Source organism: Streptomyces sp. 4F14 (assembly GCF_048159485.1).
GTDB lineage: Bacteria > Actinomycetota > Actinomycetes > Streptomycetales > Streptomycetaceae > Streptomyces.
In genome coordinates this window covers 106398-125502 of record NZ_JBLRVY010000030.1, presented here as the reverse complement: position 1 = coordinate 125502, position 19105 = coordinate 106398, and the positions used below count along the sequence as shown (strand labels likewise).

Genomic DNA, 19105 nt, shown 5'->3' with positions numbered 1-19105 from the left:
GACAGGGCCCGGGAGTTGTACGGGCGGCCCTCACTCCAGGAACTCCAGCCGGTTGCCCACCGGGTCGAAGGCGTAGCAGCGCCGACGGCCCGGGAGGGCGTCGTCCCAGGTCACCGGCGCGCCATGGGCCTCCAGCCGGGCCGCGTACGCCTCGACGCCCAGGTGGAGCCGGACCGTCCCCGCCTGGAACCAGCAGCCGCCGCGAGCTGGACGTGGTCGACGGACGTGAGCATCCCTACGCCCCCTTCGTCGCCACCGCGAACAGGCGGCGGAACGGGAGGACGGTGCCGTACGGCCGGTGCGGGTACGCCTGGCGGAGGAGGTCCCGGTACTCGTTCACGAACGTGTCGCGGGCCTCGGGGTCGGCCGCGAGGGCGTCGAGGGCGGGGCGCAGGCCGGTGCCCTTGACCCAGTCGAGGACGGGGTCGGGGCCGGGGAGGACGTGGAGGTACGTGGTCTGCCAGATGTCGGCCGTGCCGCCGAGGCGGGCGAGGTACGTCTCCGGGGTGTGGACGGAGTTCTCGTGGCGCAGGACGCCGCCCAGCAGTGGCTTCCAGCGGGGCGTGTCACCGAGTTCCCGCATCAGGGCGTGCAGGGGCGCGTCGATGTTGTCGGGGACCTGGAAGGCGAGGGTCCCGCCGGGCGCGAGGGCGTCGAACCAGGCGGGCAGGGCGTCCAGGTGACCGGGGACCCATTGCAGCGCCGCGTTGGAGATCAGCAGGTCGTACGGCTCCGCCGGGACCCACGTCGTCAGGTCCGCGTGGGCGAAGTCGAGGTCCGGGGTCGCGTACGCCGCCGCGTCGGACAGCATCTGCGGGGAGTTGTCGTAGCCGGTGACGCGGGCGGTGGGCCAGCGTTCCGTGAGGACGCGGGTCATGTTGCCGGGGCCGCAGCCGAGGTCGGCGATGCGGGGGCGGGCCGCGGGGAGGGCGGGGACCCGGGCGAGGAGGTCCATGAAGGGGCGGGCGCGGTGGTCCGCGTGACGGAGGTACTGGGCGGGGTCCCAGGAGGGGCTGGTCATACCCCTCACTCTCGCGGGGGATTCTCTTGACGTCAAGAGACTCGACATCAAGAGACTTCACATCGACACAACCACTACACTGATCGCCATGGAGGACGAGGTCGATCGGCTGGTCGCGGCGTGGCGTCGGGAACGCCCCGACCTCGACGTGGAGCCACTCGAAGTGCTGAGCCGGGTCAGCAGGCTGGCCCGCCACCTGGACCGCGCACGCCGACTGGCGTTCTCCGAGCACCAGTTGGAACCGTGGGAGTTCGACGTCCTCACGGCACTGCGCCGCGCGGGCTCCCCCTACCAGCTCTCCCCCGGCCAACTCCTCACCCAGACCCTGGTCACCTCCGGCACGATGACCAACCGCATCGACCGCCTCACCCAGAAGGGCCTGGTCGAACGCCTCCCCGACCCCACGGACCGCCGAGGCGTCCTGGTCCGCCTGACCCCGGAGGGCCGCGACCGAGCGGACGAGGCCCTGGCCGGGCTGCTGGCCCAGGAGAGGGCGATCCTGGCGGAACTGTCGACGGGGCAGAGGGGCGAACTAGCGGCGCTGCTGAGACAGTTGACGGCCCCGTTCGACAACATCCCGGGCTGAGAACGGCCGACGCCTTGCCGGGCCTGCGGGGCCTGCGGGGCCTGCGGGGCCTGCGGGGCCGAGCCTTTCAAGGGCGCGAGCTGTCGTCTTTTTAGGGGCGCGGGGCTGTATCGATGTGCGGCTACCGCCGCGCGGGCGCGATCAGCCACAGCGGACCCGCACCCGCAAACCGTCAACTCCCGGCAGACGATCAGGCGCTACGCCAACTGCCCGCCCCTCTCCACCACATCCCCGGCAAGATCAACCGGCCCAACTCCCGCCCGCCGCGCCAGCGCCACCGCCGCCAACGTCGAATGCACCCCCAACTTCCCCAGCACATTCTGCATATGAGTCCGAACGGTATGCGGCGACAGGAACAACCGCTCCGCCACAGCCTTCCGCCCCAGCCCCGCGACCATGCACCGCAGAACCTCCCGCTCCCGGGGAGTCAACGACTCCACCAACCGCTCACTCTCGGTCCGATGCTTGCGCGCGGCCGTCAACTCCCGCAGCACACCGGTCAGCAGCGCCGGAGGCAAGTGCGTCTCGTCCCGCAGCACCCCCCGGATGACGGTCAACAGCCGCGACAGGGAACAGTCCTTGGCGACCCACCCCGACGCCCCCGCCTGCAAGGCCAGCGCGGCCCGCCGGGGATCGTCCTTCTCGGCGAGGACGACGACCCGCACATACGCCTGCGAGGACCGGACCCCGGAGACGAGCGAGATCCCGTCCACATGCCCGTTCTCACTGACCTCGTGCACAGGAACCGCGGGCCTCAACCCGGGCGCCACAGCGCCCAGATCCGCGTCGACGAGAAGCACGTCGAACCGACGCCCTTCCGCCGCCGCCCGCTCCAGACTCCGCATCGCGGCGGAACCGCTGCCCGCCGCGGACACCTCGACGTCCGGCTCGGCCGCCAGCGCCGCGGCCAGCGACTCGGCGAAGATACGGTGATCGTCGACCACCAGAACACGAATGCGAACCACGAAACCCCCTTCCCCAGGCTCCTCTACAGAGCAGGGGATACCCCAGAGACAGACCGGAGAACGACGGCTGCGGGTACGACGCCCGTGGCGCGGGTGCCGCACGGCCGCCGCCGTGCGCGTACTGCTACCCCCACCGCGAGCGCCGTACCCGACTGTCTCGCCCCCTGAACGGCACCGGCCCCCCGCCGGCGCTGTTCACAGAGTAGGGCCGGGAGCACGGAGCGGAAGCGGTTTCACAGAACTGGTCGGCGGAGGCGTTTATGGTGAGCCACATGTTCGGCTTTGAGACAGAAGTGGACAACACCCGACGCGCATTGCTCCGTACGAGGCTCCGCGCGACGAACCTCTCGACGTCGCCCGCGCTCCGCGCCCTCCAGCTGACCCCGAACTCCGGGCAGTCCCCGTTACACCTCTGGGCCACCACCCCCGAGAACCCCCTCTGCGGCGGCCTCGTCGGCCACACCTGGGCCTCCTGGCTCCACGTCACCTTCCTCTGGGTCGACCCCGGCCACCGCGGCACCGGCCTCGGCACCACCCTCCTCACGATGGCGGAACGCATCGCCCACGACGACCGCGCCTGCGCGGCCGTACGCCTGGAGACCTGGGACTTCCAGGCCCCGGACTTCTACCGCAAGCTCGGTTACGACGAGGTCTGCGCGATCCCCGACTACCCGCCGGGGGTCACGGAGTACACGTTCACGAAGCGCCTCCCGTAGCGGGGACATCTGTTGCTTCCGTAAACCCGTCCACACATCTCCGTCACACCGCATCCCCATCGCCCCTTGCGTATCGGCCAGGTTGGCGAGGCCCCTCCGCGTGTTCGCACCCCGTGCACGGGACGGCAACTGCCAGGTCAGGCAGGGGAATTGGCGTGTTCGAGCCGCTGGCCGGGATCCGCCCGCAAGGCGGAGTCCGGCCTTGACCCGTTCTTGGTGTGCGCCCATTTTTGAGTCGTTGCCAGTGGAAAATTCCGATCTAAGGATGGCATGGGCATGACATGGAGATGGCGTACGGGTGTGCTCGCGGCACTGGTCGCGCTCGCCGCGGGCTCGCTCGCGCCGGTGAACGCCGTGGCGGCGGCCGGCGACGGTGAGGGGCGGCTCGTCAGTGTCGTACGGACGGCGACAGGAGAGCGCGCGTTCGAGGCGGACGGCTCGGTCGCGAAGGAGCTGCGGGCCGACCCGGCGGACAGGGAACGGCGGATCAGGGCCGCCGAGTTGGAGGGGTCCGCGCCGGCCGGGCGGAGAGCGGGCGTGACGGACGCGGACCAGGCGCACGCCCTGGCCCTGCGCAGTGGCGCCGAATACGGCACGGCCAGCGAGGAGTTGGCGTCCGGCAAGGCCAACACCCTCCAGCAGGACGACATCACGCTGGAGGAGTGCCGGGCGAACACCGATCTGTCGTGGCGCGCGGAGGGGTGGATCAAGAACCACTTCTCGTACTGCCAGATCGCCGTGCTCGTGGCGGACCAGTTCCGCTGCTGGAGCGTCTTCTGCGTCCCCATCGGCGGCTTCAGCGGGCGCATCACCCATATGGGGTACGCCTACGACGGGCTGCGGGACGTCGACTGGAAGGTGTACGTCGACGAGATCAGCTCCTGGGGCACCAGCGACGCCGGCACCCTGAAGATCGACGCCGACTGTGCGGGGTCGACCTCGGACGCGTGCGTCTCCGGCGGCTTCGACCAGGTGACGAAGGCGGTGCCGCAGTGGGAGGCGGACCCGGAGGGCTCCCTGCTGTTCCACTCGTGGGCCGATCCGCCGGACGCGTCCAGGGGTGAGCAGGTGAAGAGGGGCACGTTCTCGTTCTCGTACGACTTCCGGGCCGACGGCGGGAACAAGAGCGCGGACGGGCCGGTCACCGGCGTCCGCTTCGACTCCGCCTGGTACCTGCCCAAGAAGGAGGGGTCGATCTTCGACCGGGTCACCCCGTGGCTGAGCTACAGCACCAAGGACGGCGAGGTCAACGAGAGCGCCTGGCACATCCGGGACGCGCAGGACCACCCGGAGTCGACATACCCCCGGGTCGACGGCAAGCGCATCCCGGGCGCCTCGGCGGCCGACCCGCTGCGGCGGCTGTACCACGACACCACGCGCCGTACGCAGAACCGGGAGCGGTTCGCCGTACCCGTCTGCGAGCAACAGTGGCCGGGATACCCGGAGTTGAGCCAGGACTGCGACGAGTACCCGTTCTCCGCGACGTACGAGGGGGCGGCGCGGCACCTGTACGAGACCAACGTCCCTTACGGCCGGTTCTCCGTACGGCCCGTGCTGTTCAGTGACAACCAGGAGGCCGGGAGCAGGCTCGGGACCTGGTACGGGCGGGACCGGATCCTCGACGGGGACCGGTTCTACGTCCGGATCGTCGACTGAACCGAGCAGGCCGGTGGGGGGAGTTCACGCTTCCCTCGCCGGCTTCGGCCAGAACTGCACGACGTACTGCTCCGTCGCGTCCGGCACGGGGCGGCTGCGCCAGGACAGTTCGAGTGCCGCGTCCTGGCCCCGGGTCCAGACGCGCAGGGCGTAGCGGCCGGGTGGGCCGATCGCGAAGGCGGCTGTCCCCGGGCCCATCGTGAGGGTCCACAACTGGACCGTGCCGGAGGGGAGTTCGATCTCCGTACGCTCCTCGTCGGCCCAAGTGCCGTCCGGGGCGGGCGGGTCGTGGTCCCAGGATTCCAGGCGGACCAGGGCCCGGTGGTCGGGGGCCGCGCTGACGAAGTCGATGCGGCCGGTCCGGACGATGACCGGCTCGCCGGCCGGGCGGGGGCCCGCGGGCCAGGGGTTCGGGCAGGCATCCGTGTCGGTGTCCATCAGGCCGAACAGCCGTCGTTCTACGAGGATCAGCTCCTCGTGGGTTTTCGGCATGCCCTCATGCCTGCCGCCGCCCCCGGCGGGCAAACACGCCACCCGCCACTTTGCCGTATCTTTACCTCATGACCATCGTGCACCTCGCCGCCCAGCCCGCAGAGCCCTCCGACGGGATCACCGGATGGGTCACCGACCTGATCGACACGATCGGCGGGCCGGGAGCGGGGCTGGCGATCGCGCTGGAGAACCTCTTCCCGCCGATCCCGAGCGAGGTGATCCTCCCGCTGACGGGGTTCGCGGCGGGGCAGGGCGTGCTGAGTCTGCCGTCCGCGCTGTTCTGGACGACGCTGGGGGCGACGGTCGGGGCGGTCGTCCTGTACTGGATCGGCATGCTGGTCGGGCGGGAGCGGGTGCACGCGATCTGGGCGAAGCTGCCCCTGGTGAAGCCGTCGGACCTGGTCCGCACGGAGGAGTGGTTCGCGCGGCACGGCACGAAGGCGATCTTCCTGGGGCGGATGCTGCCCGTCTTCCGGAGCCTGATCTCGGTCCCGGCCGGCGTCGAGCGCATGCGCCTGCCCACGTTCGTCGCCCTCACCGCCCTCGGCAGCCTGATGTGGAACTCCGTGCTGATCATGGCGGGTTACTGGCTGGGGGACCAGTGGGAGCTGGTCGAGGCGTACGTGGGGGTGCTGTCGAAGGTGGTGCTCGGGCTGGCGGTGGTGGGGGTCGCGCTGTTCGTGGTGGTGCGGCTGCGGAGCAGGGGGACGGCGGGCAGGCACCGGTCGATGTGAGCGGGTTCATGTTTCCTGGGAAAGGTTCGTGATCCGGAAGCAACCTTTTCGTTCGCTGTGACAACTCGGTGGCGTACGGACCAGGGGGTCCGTGCACAGGCAACGCCGAAAGAGAGCACCGAGATGTCCCCTCGCCCCTCCACCGGGCACCGGCAGAAGCACCGTGGCCGGCGGCTGCACCAGCGCCGGAGTTTCTGGGGTGCCGTCGCGCTGGCTGTCGCGGGTGGCTCCGTGGTCGTGGTCAGCACGGCGTCCGCGGCGCCGCCCGTGGACACGGACTCCTGGTACGTCCTGGTGAACCGCAACAGCGGCGACGTACTGGACGGCCTCTCCTACGCGTCGTACGACGGCGCGGCGGTCGTGCAGTGGGCCCGGCACGGCGGGGCCAATCAGCAGTGGCGGTTCGTCGACTCGGGTGATGGCAACTACCGGCTGCTGAACCGGAATTCCGGCAAGGTGCTGGACGACTACGGCTGGTCGAAGAAGCCCGGCACGGCCCTGGTGCAGTGGCGCGACCAGAACAACGCCAACCAGCGGTTCGGCCTGAAGAAGACGTCGGACGGATACGTCCGCCTGGTCAACCGGTTCAGCGGGATGGCCGTCGAGGTCCAGAACGGCTCGAAGGCGGACGGCGGCCGGATCACCCAGAACCGCGACAGGGGCGGCCCCGGCCAGCAGTGGAAGCTCGTCCCCGTCGGAAGCGTCGGAGGCGACAAGAAGCCCGCCCCGGCCAAGCCCTCGGCTCCGGCCAAGACCCCCACCCCCCGCCTGATGGGCAGCGACAAGATCCTCATCGGCGGCTCGATGTCCGACGCCTCGGCCGCCGCCGCCCCCTTCGACGTGCGCTACGCCTACGTCCACAGCCAGCCGGCCCCCTCCCGGGACTACTACACGGCCGCGCGCTGCAAGGCCCAGTGGTCGAGCTGGTGGGGCTGCTGGAACGGCGAGACCACGGCGCCCGGCACGTACGTGACCTGGCGGGACACCGTGTCGGCCCAGGCGACGTACCAGGGCAGGGCGCGTCCGCAGCGGAACTTCTGGACCTGGTACTCGCTGCGTGACCTCGGGGACGCGGCGGGCGAGGGCGACGGCCCCGGCGAGGTCAAGGCCATCGACCGGGCCGACCTGCTCACCCGCTACCTGGACGACTACCGCTTCTTCCTCCAGAAGATCGGCACCTCGCGGGACATGATCGACATCGAGCCCGACTTCTGGGGCTACGTCCGCTCGCTCGGCGACCCGCACAAGGTCCCCGCGAAGGTCAGGGCCGCGAACCCGACGGACTGCGGGACGCAGGAGGACAGCGCGGCCGGCCTGTCCCGCTGCCTGATCGCGATGGCGCACAAGTACGCCCCGAACACGGGCGTCGGCCTCCACCTGACCTGCTGGGACTGGCAGAACAACACACAGAAGTGCGTCGACGACTACGCGGACCTCGGCGCGAAGAACGCCGACTTCCTGGTCTCCGACGTGGTGGACCGCGACGCGGGCTGGTACGCGAAGCCGGAGCACGGCGGCCGTGACACCTTCTGGACCGACCAGAAGGCCACCGCCGAGCTGAAGTTCTACAAGGCGATGGCCGAGTCGGTGGGCAAGCCGGTCGTCCTGTGGCAGATCCCGCTGGGCAACAAGGCGCAGAACAACACCACCAACCACTACAAGGACGACAAGGTGGACTGGCTCTTCGGCCACCTGGACCAGGTCGCGCGGGCGCACGTCGGCGCCCTCCTGTTCGGTCCGGGGCAGCAGGAGCAGACCACGGTCGAGTCGGACGGCGGGAACCTGATCAACAAGACGATCGGGTACTACAAATCGGGCGGTACGGCCCTGAAGTAGACGCAAGAAAGCGGCCCCAGCGCGGGGCCGCTTTCCCGTACCGCTCAGACCAGGCGCCGTGCCCCCGGCGCCGGAACCGCCTCGAAGACGCGCGGCGCGGTGAAGCCGGCCGCCGCGAACGCCTCTTCGACGGCCTTCGTGATCCCGGGGACGTCCGCCTCCTCGGCGAGGACGATCGCCGAGCCGCCGAAGCCGCCGCCGGTCATCCGGGAGCCGAGCGCGCCGGCCGCCAGGGAGGAGTCGACGACGAGGTCCAGCTCCGGGCAGGAGATGCGGAAGTCGTCCCGCAGCGACGCGTGGCCCTCCACGAGGACGGGGCCGATCTCGCGGGCGTCGGCGCCGGACTGCATGAGCGCGACGACCCGCTCGACCCGCTCGTCCTCGGTCACGACGTGCTTGACCAGCCGGCGGATCTCCTCGTCCTCGATCCGCGCCAGCGCCGCGTCCAGCTCGGCGTAGGGCACGTCCCGCAGGGCGGTGACGCCCAGGATCGCGGCGCCCTCCTCGCAGCCCGCCCGGCGCTTGCCGTACTCGCCCTCGCTGTGGGCGTGCTTGACCTGCGTGTCGACGACCAGCAGGCGCAGGCCCTCGGACGCGAGGTCGAAGGGGATCTGCTTCTGGGAGAGGTCGCGGGTGTCGAGGAAGAGCGCGTGGCCCTCCTCGCAGCAGGCGGACGCGGTCTGGTCCATGATGCCGGTCGGGGCGCCGACGTAGACGTTCTCGGCGCGCTGGCACAGGCGGGCCAACTGCCAGCGCTGGAGGCCGAGTTCGTACAGGTCGTTGAGGGCGAGGGCGACGACGACCTCAAGGGCGGCCGAGGAGGACAGGCCCGCGCCGGAGGGGACGGTGGACGTCAGGTGGATGTCCGCGCCCCGCACCGCGTGGCCCGCCTCGCGCAGCGCCCAGACGACACCCGCCGGGTACGCGGTCCAGTTGGTGTCGGCGCCGGGTTCCAGCGTCGAGATCTCCACGACGCCGCCGTCCACGTCGGCGGAGTGCAGGCGCAGGAGGTCGTCCTCGCGCCGGGACACCGCCGCGATGGCCGTGTGCGGGAGGGCGAACGGCATGACGAAGCCGTCGTTGTAGTCCGTGTGCTCGCCGATGAGGTTGACGCGGCCGGGTGCCGCCCAGACGCCTTCCGGGGCGGCGCCGTACAACTCCTCGAAGCCGTCCCGGACTTGCTGTGCGGACAACTCAGCTCTCCTTCGAAATCTGCTGGGCCGAGATCTGCTGGGCCGAAATCTGCTGGGCGAATGCCCACGCGTCGGCGACGATACCGGCGAGGTCCGCGCGGGACGGCTGCCAGCCCAGCTTCTCGCGGGCGGTGGCGGCGGAGGCGACGAGGGCGGCGGGGTCGCCGCCGCGCCGGGGGGCCACGATCTCGGGGATCGGGTGGCCGGTGACCTGGCGGACGGTGTCGATGACCTGGCGTACGGAGAAGCCCTCGCCGTTGCCGAGGTTGCAGATCAGGTGCTCGCCCGGCTGAGCGGCCTTGAGCGCGAGGAGGTGCGCGTCGGCCAGGTCCGCGACGTGGATGTAGTCGCGGATGCAGGTGCCGTCCGGCGTCGGGTAGTCGTCGCCGTAGACGGAGATCGCCTCGCGGCGGCCCTGGGCGACCTGGAGGACCAGGGGGATGAGGTGCGACTCGGGGTCGTGCCGCTCGCCCTGGGCGCCGTACGCGCCCGCGACGTTGAAGTAGCGCAGGGAGACCGCGCCGAGGCCGTGGGCGTTCGCCTCGCTGGTGATCATGTGGTCGACCGCGAGCTTGGTGGCGCCGTAGGGGTTGGTGGGCTTCGTGACGGCGGTCTCCGGGATCGGGACCACGTCCGGCTCGCCGTAGGTGGCGGCCGTCGAGGAGAACACCAGCTTCTTGACGCCCGCCTCGCGCATCGCGCCGAGCAGGGCCATCGTGCCGCCGACGTTGTTGTCCCAGTACTTCTCAGGTCGTACGACCGACTCCCCCACCTGGGAGAAGGCGGCGAAGTGGAGGACCGCCTCGTACGAGTCGTCGAGCCACTTGCCCGCGTCGCGGATGTCGCCCTCGATGAAGGCCGCGCCCGCCGGGACGCCCTCGCGGAAGCCGGTGGAGAGGTTGTCGAGGACCGTCACCTCGTGGCCGGCCTCGACGAGGTGCTGGGCCACTACGCCGCCGACGTAACCCGCACCGCCCGTGACCAGGTACTTGCTCATGAACTCGCTACCTCTCGGAGTCGCTCGGCCGCGCGCTCCGGGGAGATGTCGTTGATGAACGCACCCATGCCCGACTCGGAGCCCGCGAGGAACTTCAGCTTGCCGGAAGTGCGGCGGATCGTGAAAAGCTCCAGGTGCAGCGCGAAGTCGTCGCGGCTGACCCCGTCGAACTCCTCCAGCTGGCCGAACGGCGCCTGGTGCCAGGCGGCGATGTACGGCGTCACCGGCTGATCCTCGCCGAAGATCCGGTCGAAGCGCCTCAAGAGTTCCAGATAGACCTTGGGGAACTCTGTGCGCGCGCCCTCGTCGAGCCCGAGCAGGTCCGGGACGCGGCGCTTCGGGTAGAGGTGCACCTCGTACGGCCAGTGCGCGGCGTACGGCACGAACGCGACCCAGTGTTCGGCCTCCAGGACGACCCGCTCGCCCGCGAGTTCACTCGCAAGGACGGCGTCGAAGAGGTTCTCGCCGCCGGTCGCGTCCTTGTGCGCGGCGACCTGGCGCAGCATGAGCGCGGTGCGGGGCGTGGTGAAGGGGTAGGCGTAGATCTGCCCGTGCGGGTGGCCGAGGGTCACCCCGATCTCCTCGCCCCGGTTCTCGAAGGCGAAGACCTGCTGGACGGAAGGAAGATGCGACAGCTCCGACGTCCGGTCGGTCCACGCCTCCAGGACCAGCCGCGCCTGCTCCTCGGTGAGGTCGGCGAAGGACGAGTTGTGGTCGGACGTGAAGCAGACGACCTCGCAACGGCCCGAGTCACCGGCCAGCGAGGGGAAGCGGTTCTCGAAGACGACGACGTCGTACGACGAGTCCGGGATCTCGCTCAGGTTGTCGCCCTGGGTCGGGCACAGCGGGCACTGGTCGACCGGCGGGTGGTACGTCCGCCCCTGCCGGTGCGAGGCGATGGCGACCTGGTCGCCGAGCAGGGGGTCCCTGCGTACCTCCGAAGTGGTGACGGTGCGGTCCAGTGGACGGCGGTCCACCGCGTCGCGCACCGAGTCGTCCCGCAGGTCGTAGTAGATCAGCTCACGACCGTCGGCCAGCCGGGTCGAGGTCTTCTTCACCTTCGACTCCCCATCCGTGCACCAGCACAGCTCGAACCATCAAACATAACCGAACACATCAAACCACAAACACACACATCCGGTCACCCTCAGAAGGGCCCTCTGTGTATCCCCCCACTCCGCTCGCCGCCGAGCTGCGGCTCCCCGTCAACGCGCTCGACTACACGATCCTCGGTATCTACTTCGTCGTCGTCCTCGGCATCGGGTTCGCGGCCCGGCGCTCCGTGAAGACCAGTCTCGACTTCTTCCTCTCCGGGCGCTCGCTGCCCGCCTGGATCACCGGGCTCGCGTTCATCTCCGCGAACCTCGCCGCGACCGAGATCCTCGGCATGGCCGCCAACAGCGCGCAGTACGGGGCGTACACCGTCCACTGGTACTGGATCGGCGCCATCCCCGCGATGGTGTTCCTGGGCCTGGTCATGATGCCCTTCTACTACTCCTCCAAGGTGCGCTCCGTCCCCGAGATGCTGCTCCTGCGGTTCGACAAGTGGGCGCACCTGCTGAGCTCGGCGCTGTTCGCGTTCGCCGCGATCCTCATCGCCGGGGTCAATCTGTACGCCCTCGCCATCGTCGTCGAGGCGCTTCTCGGGTGGCCCGAGTGGGTCGCCATCCTCGTCGCCGGGTTCTTCGTGCTCGCGTACATCACGCTGGGCGGGCTCTCCTCGGCCATCTACAACGAGGTCCTCCAGTTCTTCGTCATCCTCGCGGCGCTGATCCCGCTGTCCGTGCTCGGGCTGAAGAAGGTCGGCGGGTGGGACGGGCTCACCGACTCCCTGAAGGCCACCCACGGGGACGACTTCGTCACCGCCTGGGGCGGCACCGGCATCGGGTCCGACAACCCCCTCGGCGCGAACTGGCTCACCATCGTCCTCGGGCTCGGGTTCGTACTGTCCTTCGGGTACTGGACGACCAACTTCGCCGAGGTCCAGCGCGCGCTGTCCGCCAAGAACCTCTCCGCCGCCCAGCGGACGCCGCTCATCGCCGCGTTCCCGAAGATCTTCATCGTGTTCCTGGTGATGATCCCGGGGCTGGTGGCGGCGGTGCTGGTCCCGAAGATCGGTACGTCCGGATCCGACCTCCAGTACAACGACGCGATCCCCTACCTGATGGAACAGCTCCTGCCCAACGGGGTGCTCGGGATCGCCGTCACCGGTCTGCTCGCGGCCTTCATGGCGGGCATGGCGGCGAACGTGTCGTCCTTCAACACCGTCTTCACGACCGACATCTGGCAGAAGTACGTCGTCAAGGACCGGGAGGATGGGTACTACGTCCAGTTCGGGCGGCTCATCACCGCGATCGGCGTCGCCGCGTCCGTCGGGACCGCGTTCCTCGCGTCCTCCTTCTCCAACATCATGAGTTACCTCCAGACCCTCTTCTCCTTCTTCAACGTGCCGATGTTCGTCGTCTTCATCATCGGGATGTTCTGGAAGCGGGCCTCCGCGAAGTCCGGGTTCTGGGGGCTGCTGGCCGGGACCACCGCCGCGATGATCAACTACTTCGTCCTCTACAAGCAGGACGTCATCAGCATCCCCACCGACCAGGGCGCCAACTTCGTCTCCGCCATCGCCGGGTTCGTCGCGGGCGCCGTCGTCATGGTCGTCGTGTCCCTCTTCACGGCACCCAAGCCGGAGGCGGAACTCCAGGGCCTCGTCTACGGGACCCGCTCCCCCGGCATGTCCGAGGCACCGGCCGCCGGGGACAACGCGTGGTACCGCCGGCCGGCCCTGCTGGGCTGGAGCGCCGTCATCATCGCCGCCGCCTGCTACATCCCGTTCTCGTTCTGACGACGCCCTGAGAGGTTCGACATGTCCGACGACCACTACTCCGAAAAAGACGTCCACCGCGAGGTGACGGCCCTGGAGAAGCAGTCCACGACCGCCGCGCGCATCTTCGACCTGCGGCGGATCATCGGGGGCCTGTTCGTCCTCTACGGCGTCATCGTCACCATCACCGGAATCACCGACGGCGACGCCGAGATCGACAAGGCCCAGGGCATCAACATCAACCTCTGGACGGGGTTGGGGATGCTGGCGCTGGGGGTGTTCTTCCTGGTGTGGCTGTGGGTGCGGCCTACGCCGGCGCCTACGGCTCCGCTGCCGGAGGAAGGGGAGGGCGAGGGGACGAAGTGAGGTGAGGGTGCCCGCTCCTTCGGGGGCGGGCACCCTTCTTCTCAGTGATCCTCTTCGTCCGCTTGCCGTCGCCCTCATACTGAACGTGGGAGGACCCATGACTCAGCAGACCCTGTACCGGCGGCTGCGCGCCATGCGTGACCACTTCACTCCGCCGCCCGGCCTGGCCTGGCCCGAGATCAGTGACGGGAAGATCGTCATGATGATGAGCCCGCGACCTCGCCATCAGTTCACGGCGAAATGGGTGTCGAGGCAGCTCGACGGGCAGCTTCCCGAGGGCTATTTCGCCTTCGAGGCGACGGACACTGACGACGAGGGTCTGGGCAAGCTCCGGGTGCCGGACCTGCTCGTCTGCGCGGGCGAAGCCATGCAGACCGACGGTCCGCTCGACCCTCGCGAGATCGTCCTCGCGATCGAGATCGTCTCCCCGTCCAACCCGGAGAACGACTACCGCGACAAGGCCCGCGACTACCCCGCCATGGGCATCCCCCACTACCTGATCCTCGACCCCCGCGACGGCACGTGGACCTACCAGTGGGGGATCGTCCGGGCCGAGGGACGCCCGGCCTACGACAACCGGCTGCACCTGCCCTACGGCGAACCCGTCACCGTGGCCACGGATCTCGGCATCTGGAAGATCGAGACCGGTGACCTGCCTCGTTACAGCGCGAAGGACATGGGGCTCTCTCCGGAGTAATGGCGAAGCCTTGAAGAACGCCGACGCGGAGTGAAGTGACGGGGAGGAGGCGCATGCCGTCAGATCAGCAGCGCGGCCCGCAGTTCCGGGTTCCGCAGGTGGCGGAGCGTCTCCTCCCCGAGGTCGAAGGCGAACGCGACGGACGCCTTCGGCAGCAAGGCTTGGTGCAGCATGAACTGGGCGACGTCGGCGAAGGGCTGTTCGCGGATGGTCTGCACGGCCATGGCCATCCTCCGTTGGTCGCCCCGCTCCCGGCCCGACAGCCAGACGTCCACGCACATGACGACCCCGTTCCTCGCACCGCAACGAGCCTCGGCCAGGGCGTCCCGGTTGAGTCCGCACACCCGCTCGGTCTGCCGACCCTTCTCCGTCAGCCCGGTGTACAGGCCGGTGTCGAGGCTCAGGTAGAGGTGCTCGAAGGGGTCTTCCGTCGTCGGGTCGATCAGCAGAGGCTCGCCGGTCTCCGGGTCGCGCGGGAACTGGTCTCTCTTGCAGGAGCTGTTGCACGCCGTGCAGGACAGCAGGTGGTTGAGCCAGTCGAAGGTGCGTAACGGGTTCTCGGCGATCGGCTCGAAGTGGTCGATGTCGGTGCTCAGGTCGTCGCCGCAGTACATGCAGCAGCGGTTGCCGTGAGCCATCTCGTTGAGCAACGTCCGCAGCGGGGTGATGAGTTCACGCCGGTGCGTGGTGTGCTTCCACAGGCCCTTCGCCTCGGAAGGCCGTGCCTGGTCGGTGACTTCGGCTATCCGTTGCGTCAAACGTTGTGCGTGTGCGGAAAGTTGGTGCGGAAGTTCGATCCGCTGCACCCGGATCATTCGTCGACGACTCCGAGGTGCTTCAGCCGGGCCTGCAACTCGGTGGCCCGGGTGCGGGGCGAACTCTTCAGCCTGGCTCTCAGCGCCGCGTGCCGTGCTTCCTCTGCGTCCGTCGCCTCTCCGGTTACGACCTTCGCCTCCAACTCCACGAGTTCCTGCCGGAGTTCGCGGGCCCGTTCCGAGTACGGCGTGTCGAGGCCGAAGAGTTCGGAGAGTACGGCGTCGTCGCCGGTGCCGTAGACGATGCGCTGCCGCAGTTCTTCTGAGACCGGAGCGGGTGGCATGCCCTCGGTCGGGCCCGGTACGCGGATCAGGCCGCCGGGGTCGGCTGCCTGACAGATGTACGGGCTGTGGGTGCTGACGATGAACTGCACCGCCGGGAAATGGGATTTGAGCCATTCGCCGATGCGTTGCTGCCAGGAGGGGTGCAGGTGGGCGTCGGCCTCGTCGATGAGGACGACACCGGGGTAGGGGAGGCAGGGGTGCTGGTCCTGGAGGGAGACGGTGATGTCCCCGTACGCGGTATGCATCTGCCGGACGATGTCCAACACCAGCGCTACGACGGTCCGTTGGCCATCGCTCATGTGCCGCAGTTCCATCAGCGGACCTTCTAGGCCCGTCTCTCCTTGCCGGTTGAGCCACATGCCCTCGGAGTTGACGTCCTCGATGCGGTAACCGTCGGGGAGGAGACCGTCGTTGAGGAGAGCGAGGACGCCGGCCTTGAGTTCGGCGGCGCCGGAGCGGTTCTCCAAGGCCTGGAGGTGGACGGAGAGCAGCCAGTCGAACGCCTCGGTCAGGGCGGACTGTTCCTCGAAGAGGGTGCGGAGAGCTGCGGCGCGGTCTGACGGCTTGGACGTCCTGTCGTACAGGCCGACGCCGGTCATGCGACGGAAGGGGCCGTATCCGGCGTGGAACCAACCGGGGGGAGGGGTGGACGACCAGAGGCAGTCACGGTCCCGCTGCTGCGAACCCACCGGGCCGAACACAACGGCGACCGGTGCCTCGCCCGGCCCCTGCCATTCCGGCTCCCACGTCGCCGACGCCTCGAACGGGTCCGACGCCCGCGCGCCGGTGTCCACGGCCCATTCGGGCAGCACATGCACGCTCAGCTTCCCGCCGGGTTCGCCGTGGGACACCTGTGACCGCAGGTCCCCGTCCAGCTTGTGCGCGCGACGCGGTCCCGCGAGGCCGATGGCGAGGGCTCGCAGCAGCGTCGTCTTTCCCGACCCGTTGCGTCCCGCGAGCACCGTCCACCCCGCGTATCCGCCGTCGGGCCGTGTGAAGTCGAGGTCACAGGCGCGGGGTCCGTGGAAGCCACGGACCCCGTCGAGGGTCAGCCTTGTTACGTACACGGGCCTGTCTTACCGCCTTTTCAGGCTCTCGACCAAGGAGATGAAGGCGGTGCGGGGGACGGTGAGGGTGCCGAGGTCGGGGGCCTTGGAGTCGCGGAGGGCTACTTTGCCTGGCTGGAGGGCGAGTTCGAGGCAGTTGTTGCTGCCGTCGCTGTAGCTGCTCTTGATCCACATAGGCGCTCCTCGGGTGGGGCTACGGCAGGAGGAGGTTGCGCTGGCCCTGGGTGATTCCGCCGGTGAAGGCGCGGTAGTCGTCGGCGGAGATGATGAGGACCTTGGCGTCGGGGTCGCCGACGTCGTTGGAATCGCGGAGGGCGACCACGCCCTCGATGAAGGCGACCTCAAGGCAGTTGGCCCCGCCGTTGCTGAGGTCGCTCTTGACCCAGACAGCGTCGGTGAGGTCGATCTTCTTGTTCATGTGTAACGGTCCTTGATCAGGTCGTGGATATGACGCTTCGAGGCGCCCACGTCGAGAGCTTCGGAGCGGAGGTGGTTGAACGCCATCTCGTAACGTCCAATGTCACTATCTTCCTCCAGGTACTGCGCAGTTGTCATCGACTCAACTACGACCACGGGTGCCCCGACGGGGAAATGCAGCAGGTGGAACTGTCCATCGACCCCAGCATGTGCGCCTTGCGTGAAGGGGAGTATCTGGAGCGTCACATGCTTGTGCTCCTCGGTCACGGCGAGTAGATGCTCAAGCTGGGCCTTCATCACATGCTTCTCGCCGACCTCCCGTAGCAGCGCGGACTCGTCGAGCACGCACCACAAGTGGAGTGGCTCCTCCCGGAACAGCGCTTGCTGCCTGACCATGCGCAGTTCGACGAAGTTGTCGATCTCACGGGTGGTCTGCCACTGGCGGCTGCGCTCCACGATCACCCGGGCGTAGTCGGGGGTCTGGAGCAGGCCGGGGACGATCCAGGCGAACGTCTCGCATTTGGAGGCGAGTTCCTCCAGGTGCAGGTACTCGGCGAAGGGGTCACGGACCGACTGGCGGTACTGGTCGAACAAGTTGGCCCGCTTGTTCGAGTTCGCCAGCGACGTCAGTTTGCGGATCTTCTCGATGCGATCCTTCTTCTGAAGGCCGTAGACCTCGAAGAAGCCGGCGAGGGCGATGCCGGGTACGCGCTGCTTGCCGTTCTCGATCTTGCTCAGGGCTGACGCGCCGGACAGGCACAGGCGTTCGGCGGCCTCGGTCAGGCTCATCCCCGTCGCCTTGCGCAGGGCGCGGAGCTCCAGGCCCAAACGCCGTCGGTGCAGGTTGGGTTGGGCGTCGGTCATAGGTCCCACCTCCTGGCGCGGAGAGTACTGCCGAGCGGCAGCCGATGGACCACTTTTCGCGAAAGGCGCTCTTTGGGGTGACGGGGCTTGCGAGACAATTTTCTTTCCGGAACATTACTAGCCAGGCGACCGCCAACTTCCCAACCCCGCCACAGGAGTTGATGTGTTGATCAGTCACGGCGACGACGACCACCCCGCCCACGTCCTCACCGACACCCCCGACGGCCCCGCCTCCCGCATGGCCGCCCGCCTGGGCCTCGCCCCCGTCGAACCCGTTCGCCTCCCCCCGGCCACCACTCTCACCCTCCCCGGCGCGGACCTCGCCTCCGCGCGCAGGGCCCGCCACCACATCCGTACGGCCGCCGAGACGCACCGCCTCAACTCACCCCACGCCTACGACCTGGAGATCGTCACCGGGGAGCTGGTCGCGAATGCGCTGGAGCACACCAAGAGCAGCGTCATTACCCTGACCTGCACGTTTACCCCTACTGCCGCCGTCCTGACCGTCACCGACGAGGGCGACGGCCGCCCCTTCCTGACCTGCCCCGTCCTCACGCAGGACGAGGAGCACGGCCGGGGCCTGCTGATCGCGGACGCGATCGCGAACCGCTGGGGGACGTGCCGGACCCGCCGGGGCCTGATGGTGTGGGCGGAGGTGGAACTACACGCCGCCCGCGCCGAGTCGACCCCGTGACACCCTCGCAGCCAACTACCAAGCCGCACCCCGTCTTTCAGGGGCGCGGGGCTGTATCGATATGCGGCTACCGCCGCGCGAGCGCGATCAGCCACAACCCGCCCGCACCCCGCCACTCACAGCCCCACCCTCCCGAACCCGGCCCCTCAACCCCCTTGCGCCCCCGCCCGATCCAGCAACCCCGTCCTCGCCGCCAGCGCCGCCGCCTCCAGCCTCGACCCCACCCCCAGCTTCATCAGCACCCGTTGGACGTGGGTGCGTGCCGTGGACGGCGCGATCCCCATCCCCGCCGCGATCAGCCGTGTGTCCTCGCCATCGGCGACCCGGACCAGGACCTCGACCTCGCGTGGGGTCAGGAGGTGGAGGAGGCGTTGGCCCTCGTCGTCCGGCTGGGCGGCAGGGTTGAGGAGTTCGCTGAACGCGTTCTGGAGCAGCTGTGGGGCCACCGCCGCCTCCCCCGCCCGCGCCTTCATGATCGCGCGTTCGACGCCCTCGATGCGCTCGTCGTGGCGGACGTACCCCGACGCGCCCGCCGCGAACGCCGCCGCGATGCCGCGGGGGCTCGGGACGGGGCCCAGGACCAGGACGGCGACCTGAGGGCGTTCGCGTTTGATGCGGACGACCGGGTCGAACGTACCCGGCTCCGCGGGAGCCGCCGTACCCAGCAGGCACACCTCAGGCGCGCGTGTGATCACCAGTTCCGCCGCGCCCGCGGCGGGTGCCGCGGCGGCGAGGACGCGGTGTCCCCGCAGTTTCAGCGCCGAGGCCAGTGCCTCGGCGAGCAGGCGGTGGTCATCGACCACCATCAGCCGCACTCCCATCGAGCAACCCCCCAGTCCCCCCATGGATGCCCAACCCGGACAGTTTCACGCGGGGGTTCCCC

21 protein-coding genes and 1 pseudogene are annotated in these 19105 nt (G+C 69.2%); 9 read left to right on the top strand and 13 right to left on the bottom strand.

Annotated features, from left to right (window positions below):
- Nucleotides 1–30 precede the first annotated feature (30 nt).
- Together ACLZOT_RS39165 and ACLZOT_RS39160 are read right to left on the bottom strand one after the other, a co-directional pair.
- Nucleotides 31–216, bottom strand: a pseudogene (locus tag ACLZOT_RS39165) (glyoxalase); the annotation flags it as partial.
- 19 nt (nucleotides 217–235) lie between these two features.
- Entirely contained in the window at nucleotides 236–1021 is a 786-nt protein-coding gene (locus tag ACLZOT_RS39160; protein WP_416973938.1) for a trans-aconitate 2-methyltransferase, read from the bottom strand.
- Nucleotides 1022–1109: 88 nt separating this feature from the next.
- Here ACLZOT_RS39160 and ACLZOT_RS39155 point away from each other — a divergent pair, with 88 nt between their 5' ends.
- The gene (locus ACLZOT_RS39155; RefSeq protein WP_416973937.1) at nucleotides 1110–1607 is read left to right on the top strand and encodes a MarR family winged helix-turn-helix transcriptional regulator; all 498 of its coding nucleotides are present in this window, start codon (nucleotides 1110–1112) and stop codon (nucleotides 1605–1607) included.
- Between the two features lie 197 nt (nucleotides 1608–1804).
- Here the strand turns inward: ACLZOT_RS39155 and ACLZOT_RS39150 are convergent, their stop codons facing one another.
- Nucleotides 1805–2572 carry a LuxR C-terminal-related transcriptional regulator gene (locus ACLZOT_RS39150; protein ID WP_416973936.1) on the bottom strand — a complete coding sequence of 256 codons (768 nt, stop codon included), beginning with the start codon at nucleotides 2570–2572 and terminating at the stop codon, nucleotides 1805–1807.
- A gap of 260 nt (nucleotides 2573–2832) precedes the next feature.
- On the opposite strand from ACLZOT_RS39150, the gene ACLZOT_RS39145 reads away from it, so the two are divergent.
- Nucleotides 2833–3288, top strand: a complete 456-nt coding sequence (locus tag ACLZOT_RS39145; protein WP_416973935.1) for a GNAT family N-acetyltransferase — start codon at nucleotides 2833–2835, stop codon at nucleotides 3286–3288.
- A gap of 276 nt (nucleotides 3289–3564) precedes the next feature.
- Nucleotides 3565–4944 carry a NucA/NucB deoxyribonuclease domain-containing protein gene (locus tag ACLZOT_RS39140; RefSeq protein ID WP_416973934.1) on the top strand — a complete coding sequence of 460 codons (1380 nt, stop codon included), beginning with the start codon at nucleotides 3565–3567 and terminating at the stop codon, nucleotides 4942–4944.
- Nucleotides 4945–4968: 24 nt separating this feature from the next.
- On the opposite strand, the gene ACLZOT_RS39135 is transcribed toward ACLZOT_RS39140, so the two are convergent.
- Complete coding sequence (locus ACLZOT_RS39135) at nucleotides 4969–5436, bottom strand: hypothetical protein (protein WP_416973933.1); 468 nt, start codon at nucleotides 5434–5436, stop codon at nucleotides 4969–4971.
- Nucleotides 5437–5504: 68 nt separating this feature from the next.
- Between ACLZOT_RS39135 and ACLZOT_RS39130 the strand changes: the two genes are divergently transcribed.
- Both ACLZOT_RS39130 and ACLZOT_RS39125 read left to right on the top strand, forming a co-directional pair.
- Complete coding sequence (locus ACLZOT_RS39130) at nucleotides 5505–6170, top strand: DedA family protein (protein WP_416973932.1); 666 nt, start codon at nucleotides 5505–5507, stop codon at nucleotides 6168–6170.
- 123 nt (nucleotides 6171–6293) lie between these two features.
- Nucleotides 6294–8006, top strand: a complete 1713-nt coding sequence (locus ACLZOT_RS39125) for an RICIN domain-containing protein (RefSeq protein ID WP_416973931.1) — start codon at nucleotides 6294–6296, stop codon at nucleotides 8004–8006.
- A 44-nt stretch (nucleotides 8007–8050) separates the two neighbouring features.
- Here ACLZOT_RS39125 and galK read toward each other — a convergent pair whose 3' ends face one another.
- From galK to galT, 3 genes are read right to left on the bottom strand one after another with little or no spacing between them, the layout of a single operon-like run.
- A complete protein-coding gene (gene galK, locus ACLZOT_RS39120; protein WP_416973930.1) occupies nucleotides 8051–9199 on the bottom strand; it encodes a galactokinase in 1149 nt (382 codons plus the stop codon).
- A gap of 1 nt (nucleotide 9200) precedes the next feature.
- Nucleotides 9201–10196 carry a UDP-glucose 4-epimerase GalE gene (gene galE / locus ACLZOT_RS39115; protein WP_416973929.1) on the bottom strand — a complete coding sequence of 332 codons (996 nt, stop codon included), beginning with the start codon at nucleotides 10194–10196 and terminating at the stop codon, nucleotides 9201–9203.
- Nucleotides 10193–11254 (bottom strand): galactose-1-phosphate uridylyltransferase, encoded by a 1062-nt coding sequence (galT, locus tag ACLZOT_RS39110; protein WP_416973928.1) that lies wholly within the window; start codon nucleotides 11252–11254, stop codon nucleotides 10193–10195. The genes galE and galT overlap by 4 nt, the downstream gene beginning before the upstream one ends.
- 104 nt (nucleotides 11255–11358) lie before the next feature.
- Between galT and ACLZOT_RS39105 the strand changes: the two genes are divergently transcribed.
- The 3 genes from ACLZOT_RS39105 to ACLZOT_RS39095 all read left to right on the top strand — a co-directional run bounded on the left by ACLZOT_RS39105 (nucleotide 11359) and on the right by ACLZOT_RS39095 (nucleotide 14080).
- Nucleotides 11359–13038 (top strand): sodium:solute symporter family protein, encoded by a 1680-nt coding sequence (locus ACLZOT_RS39105; RefSeq protein WP_416973927.1) that lies wholly within the window; start codon nucleotides 11359–11361, stop codon nucleotides 13036–13038.
- 21 nt (nucleotides 13039–13059) lie between these two features.
- On the top strand, nucleotides 13060–13383 hold the full coding sequence (locus ACLZOT_RS39100) for a hypothetical protein (RefSeq protein WP_416973926.1): 324 nt from the start codon (nucleotides 13060–13062) through the stop codon (nucleotides 13381–13383).
- A 97-nt stretch (nucleotides 13384–13480) separates the two neighbouring features.
- The gene (locus tag ACLZOT_RS39095; RefSeq protein WP_416973925.1) at nucleotides 13481–14080 is read left to right on the top strand and encodes a Uma2 family endonuclease; all 600 of its coding nucleotides are present in this window, start codon (nucleotides 13481–13483) and stop codon (nucleotides 14078–14080) included.
- A 59-nt stretch (nucleotides 14081–14139) separates the two neighbouring features.
- Here the strand turns inward: ACLZOT_RS39095 and ACLZOT_RS39090 are convergent, their stop codons facing one another.
- Genes ACLZOT_RS39090 through ACLZOT_RS39070 form a run of 5 tightly spaced genes read right to left on the bottom strand, consistent with a single transcriptional unit; the run spans nucleotide 14140 to nucleotide 17528 of the window.
- Nucleotides 14140–14838, bottom strand: coding sequence for an HNH endonuclease (locus ACLZOT_RS39090; protein WP_416973924.1), 699 nt, complete (start codon nucleotides 14836–14838; stop codon nucleotides 14140–14142).
- 53 nt (nucleotides 14839–14891) lie between these two features.
- Nucleotides 14892–16247: an AAA family ATPase gene (locus tag ACLZOT_RS39085; protein ID WP_416973923.1), complete on the bottom strand. Its 1356-nt coding sequence runs from the start codon at nucleotides 16245–16247 to the stop codon at nucleotides 14892–14894.
- Between the two features lie 9 nt (nucleotides 16248–16256).
- Nucleotides 16257–16421, bottom strand: coding sequence for a DUF397 domain-containing protein (locus tag ACLZOT_RS39080; protein ID WP_416973922.1), 165 nt, complete (start codon nucleotides 16419–16421; stop codon nucleotides 16257–16259).
- Between the two features lie 19 nt (nucleotides 16422–16440).
- A complete protein-coding gene (locus ACLZOT_RS39075) occupies nucleotides 16441–16665 on the bottom strand; it encodes a DUF397 domain-containing protein (RefSeq protein ID WP_416973921.1) in 225 nt (74 codons plus the stop codon).
- Nucleotides 16662–17528 (bottom strand): helix-turn-helix domain-containing protein, encoded by an 867-nt coding sequence (locus tag ACLZOT_RS39070; protein WP_416973920.1) that lies wholly within the window; start codon nucleotides 17526–17528, stop codon nucleotides 16662–16664. Before ACLZOT_RS39070 ends, ACLZOT_RS39075 begins: the two co-directional genes overlap by 4 nt.
- Nucleotides 17529–17691: 163 nt before the next feature.
- On the opposite strand from ACLZOT_RS39070, the gene ACLZOT_RS39065 reads away from it, so the two are divergent.
- Nucleotides 17692–18222, top strand: a complete 531-nt coding sequence (locus tag ACLZOT_RS39065) for an ATP-binding protein (RefSeq protein WP_416973919.1) — start codon at nucleotides 17692–17694, stop codon at nucleotides 18220–18222.
- Nucleotides 18223–18368: 146 nt separating this feature from the next.
- Here ACLZOT_RS39065 and ACLZOT_RS39060 read toward each other — a convergent pair whose 3' ends face one another.
- Nucleotides 18369–19043: a helix-turn-helix transcriptional regulator gene (locus tag ACLZOT_RS39060; protein WP_409115109.1), complete on the bottom strand. Its 675-nt coding sequence runs from the start codon at nucleotides 19041–19043 to the stop codon at nucleotides 18369–18371.
- Nucleotides 19044–19105: the final 62 nt, after the last annotated feature.